The sequence below is a fragment of the Streptomyces sp. SID5785 genome (genome assembly GCF_009870065.1).
Classification (GTDB): domain Bacteria; phylum Actinomycetota; class Actinomycetes; order Streptomycetales; family Streptomycetaceae; genus Streptomyces.
Window position 1 is genome coordinate 1 of record NZ_WWIA01000137.1, and the last position, 3888, is coordinate 3888.

Below are 3888 nucleotides of genomic sequence, written 5' to 3' on the forward strand. Positions count from 1 at the left end.
CCCGGCGGCGGAGGCATCGGACTCGGCCTCGGTCTCGGGGGGTGCGGTGTGCCCCGCGTCTCCTGCGGGGGCTGCCACGACCTCCCCCGTCGGGGCCGGCTCCGTGCCGGCCGCCGCGCGCCTGACTCCCGCAGCGGCGTCCGCGTCGCCCCCGTCGTCCCTCTCGCCTCGCTCGCCTCCCTCGGCTCCCCCGCCACCTGCCGCCTCAGCGGCTTCTGCCGCCTGAGCGGCCTGAGCGAACAGGTCCTCCTGCGTGTAGTCCGCGAGCCCGCTCACCCCGACCCCGAGCAGACGCACCCCGCCCGTCGTGTCCACGGCCTCCAGGAGCCGCGCCGCCGCTTCCCGCACGACCGCCGGATCGTCCGTGGGGCCGCGCAGCGTCTCGGACCGGGTCAGCGTCGAGAAGTCGTAGCGCCGCACCTTCAGGACCACGGTGCGGCCCGACCGTCCGGCCCCTCTCAGCCGCTCCACGCACCGCTCGGCGAGCCGCCGCACCTCCATGCGGACACGGACCCGGTCGTGGATGTCGACGTCGTAGGTGTCCTCGACCGACACCGACTTGGAATCGCGCTCCGCGACGACGGGCCGGTCGTCGTGGGCCAGCGCCATGGCGTACAGATGCGCCCCGTGCGCCTTGCCCAGGAGCCGCACCAGCTCGTCCTCCCCGGCCTCGGCGATCTCCGCGACCGTGAGGATGCCGGCCCTCCGCAGGTGGTCCCCGGTCGCCGGGCCGACCCCGGGCAGGATCCGCACCGAGCGCGGGCCGATCATCGCCCGCTCGGTCCCCGGCGGGATGAGCACCAGCCCGTCCGGCTTCGCCTCCTCCGAACCGATCTTCGCCAGCATCTTCGAGACGGCGATGCCCACCGATCCGGTCAGCCCCGTCTCGCGCCGGATGTCCGCGCGCAGGCGACGCCCGACCGCCTCCGCGGACGCGGCGTCCCAGGCCACCTCACCGGCCTCCAGATCGACGAACGCCTCGTCGAGGCTCAGGGGCTCCACCAGGGGCGAGAGCTCGCGCAGGAGGGCCATCACCTGCTCGCTGATCTCCCGGTACAGGTGGAAGCGGGGCACCAGGAACGCGGCGTTCGGCGCCAGGCGTCTGGCCTGGCCCGTCGGCATCGCCGAGTGGACGCCGAACTTCCGCGCTTCGTAGGAGGCCGTCGCGACGACGCCGCGCGGCCCGATCCCGCCCACGACCACGGCCTTCCCGCGCAGACTGGGCTTCGCCGCCTGCTCCGCGGAGGCGTAGAAGGCATCCATGTCGAGATGCAGGATCGTGGGCGCTGTTCTCACAGCTCCGATGCTGCCCTACGGCACTGACAACGCGGCCGTGCGCGCTCACACGGCCCGGTTGCGCCGCCTCGCGAGCTCGTCGCCCGGGTTGTTCCCCAGCAGGGTCTCGCCGGTGTCCACGCGCTCGCCGTGCAGCTGCGACAGCGCGCTCTCGACGTCCCGCCACACGACGCCCACGGCGATCCCGAAGATGCCCTGGCCGCCCTGGAGCAGGTCGTGCACCTCGGCCGGCGAGGTGCACTCGTAGACCGTCGCACCGTCGCTCATCAGCGTCATCCGCTCCAGGTCCCGGAAGCCCTGCTCCCGCAGGTGCTGCACGGCGGTGCGGATGTTCTGCAGCGAGACGCCCGTGTCCAGGAAACGCTTGACGACCTTGAGGACGACGACGTCCCGGAAGCTGTACAGCCGCTGCGTGCCCGATCCGTACGCGGGCCGCACACTCGGCTCGACCAGCCCGGTCCTCGCCCAGTAGTCCAACTGGCGGTACGTGATCCCGGCCGCCGCACACGCGGTCGGCCCCCGGTAGCCCACCTGCTCGACCGCCTCGTCACCGCTCGCCCCCGCCACCGCGGGCAGCCCCTGCGGGCGCTGCGGAGTGTGATCGGCCGCGCTGCCGTGAAACAGGTACGGACCGCCCGTCGCCGTACCGTCGCCGCTGCTTCTCACGCCGACCTCCTCTGTGACCTGCCTTCTCGACGGTAGGCAGTCACAGGGGGTGCGTCAACGAACGCCACACTCGCCACGCCGAGTGATAATCACCCTAAGAGTGGTTTCCCGTGACCGACTGCGGGGAAAGGCTAGCCGAATGTCCCGGGGCGGCCGCCGCACGGCGTCCCGCTACTGGCTGTTGGTCCCGAAGTCCTCGGGTGAGATCTGGTCGAGGAACTCGCGGAACTTCTCCACTTCGTCCTCCTGCTCGTCGGGGATCGCGATCCCCGCGTCGTCCAGGACCCCGTCACTGCCGAAGATGGGCGTCCCGGTGCGCAGGGCCAGCGCTATGGCGTCGGACGGGCGGGCACTGACCTCGACACCGCTCGCGAACACCAGCTCGGCGTAGAACACGCCCTCGCGCAGGTCGGTGATGCGCACTTCCGTGAGCTCCTGACCGACCGCCTCCAGCACGTCCTTGAACAGGTCGTGCGTCAGCGGACGCGGCGGAGCCATGCCCTGCTGAGCGAAGGCGATGGCTGTCGCCTCCCCCGGTCCGATCCAGATGGGGAGGTAGCGGTCGCCTCCCACTTCACGCAGGAGCACGATCGGCTGGTTGGAGGGCATTTCGACCCGGACACCTACGACGTCGAGCTCGTTCACACAGCAACCCTAGGACGTGCCCGGCAGGTTTGGGTAGTCGGGCATCCGCCGCATGCCGGGCGCACGGCCGGTGACCGCCCCTGCCATCAGGGCAGACGCACCCCGAGAGCCGTCTGTACGAGAGTCGCGTGCAGTTTCACCGTCAGGCCCGCGAGCTCCTTGGCACGGGCCTGCGCGAGCGCCCGGGTCTGCGGATTGCGGTGCACCTTGAGCGGTGCGACCACCGAGTCCACGAGACCGGCCTCGCGGTCCGCGGCGGCGCGCATGACGCGCAGATGGCGCGGCTCGATGCCGAAGCGGCCCAGCTCGCCGACGAGCCCGGCGACCACGACGGCCCCGGCGTCGTAACCACCGTCGGGCAGCTCGACGATGAGCCCGTACGACTCCCACTCCTCGAGCTCGGACGCCTCGATCCCGGCGGCCGCGAGCAGCTCGTCCCGGCCGATCCGCGCGGCGGTCGGCCCGTCGTCCGCGGCCTCCGCCGCGTCACCGGGCCGGGCGGGCGCCGGTACCGGCAGCGGATCGCCGGGCTCCAGGGCGTCGAGCTGCTCCTTGATGACCTTCAGCGGCAGGTAGTGGTCCCGCTGCATCCGCAGCACGTGCGCGAGCCGCTCGACGTCGTCCGCACCGAACTTGCGATAGCCGGACGGCGTCCGCTGCGGCTCGATGAGCCCCTCCGACTCCAGGAACCTGATCTTGGAGATGGTGACTTCGGGGAACTCTTCGCGCAGCGTGTTCAGGACGGTGCCGATGCTCATCGGCCGGCTGTCCACGGTGGCGGTGCCGCCCGCGGCACCGCCCCTCGGTGTATGAAGCATGGACCTTCCTGAATGGGTCGCTGACGGGTCAGATACCTCGCTGGCTCGCGTAGAAGACCAGCCGGTACTTACCGATCTGCACCTCGTCGCCGTTGTTCAGCGTCACGGAGTCGATGCGCTCACGGTTCACGTACGTCCCGTTCAGGCTGCCGACGTCGGCGACGCTGAACGTGCCGTCCTGCTGGCGACGGAACTCCACGTGGCGCCGCGACACGGTCACGTCGTCCAGGAAGATGTCGCTCTGCGGATGGCGGCCCGCCGTGGTCAGGTCGCCGTCCAGGAGGAAGCGGCTGCCCGAGTTCGGACCGCGGCGCACCACGAGGAGCGCCGAGCCCATCGGCAGGGCGTCGACCGCGGCCTGCGCCTCGGGCGACAGGGCCGGCAGCTGGGTCTGACCGGTGGCCTCCGGGTCGTACGACTCGAGCCCCGAGATGGAGATCGTGGACGTCGTCTCGGACGGGCC

General features: G+C 71.6%; 5 protein-coding genes. All 5 read right to left on the minus strand.

Features of this window, described 5'->3' with window-relative positions; genetic code table 11:
- Positions 1-1296: DNA polymerase IV (locus GTW43_RS04405; RefSeq protein WP_343245900.1), on the minus strand; the 1296-nt coding region annotated here is incomplete at its 3' end.
- 45 nt (positions 1297-1341) lie between these two features.
- On the minus strand, positions 1342-1962 hold the full coding sequence (locus GTW43_RS04410; RefSeq protein WP_161300297.1) for a MerR family transcriptional regulator: 621 nt from the start codon (positions 1960-1962) through the stop codon (positions 1342-1344).
- A 171-nt stretch (positions 1963-2133) separates the two neighbouring features.
- The gene (locus tag GTW43_RS04415) at positions 2134-2607 is read right to left on the minus strand and encodes a bifunctional nuclease family protein (protein WP_161300298.1); all 474 of its coding nucleotides are present in this window, start codon (positions 2605-2607) and stop codon (positions 2134-2136) included.
- Between the two features lie 86 nt (positions 2608-2693).
- Positions 2694-3425 (minus strand): MerR family transcriptional regulator, encoded by a 732-nt coding sequence (locus GTW43_RS04420; RefSeq protein WP_161300299.1) that lies wholly within the window; start codon positions 3423-3425, stop codon positions 2694-2696.
- A 28-nt stretch (positions 3426-3453) separates the two neighbouring features.
- The coding region (locus GTW43_RS04425; RefSeq protein ID WP_161300300.1) for an FHA domain-containing protein at positions 3454-3888 on the minus strand (435 nt) is incomplete at its 5' end.

Coding starts and splice junctions, on each gene's coding strand:
- GTW43_RS04420 (WP_161300299.1), bottom strand. CDS start 3,425: ATGCTTCATACACCGAGGGGCGGTGCCGCGGGCGGCACCGCCACCGTG.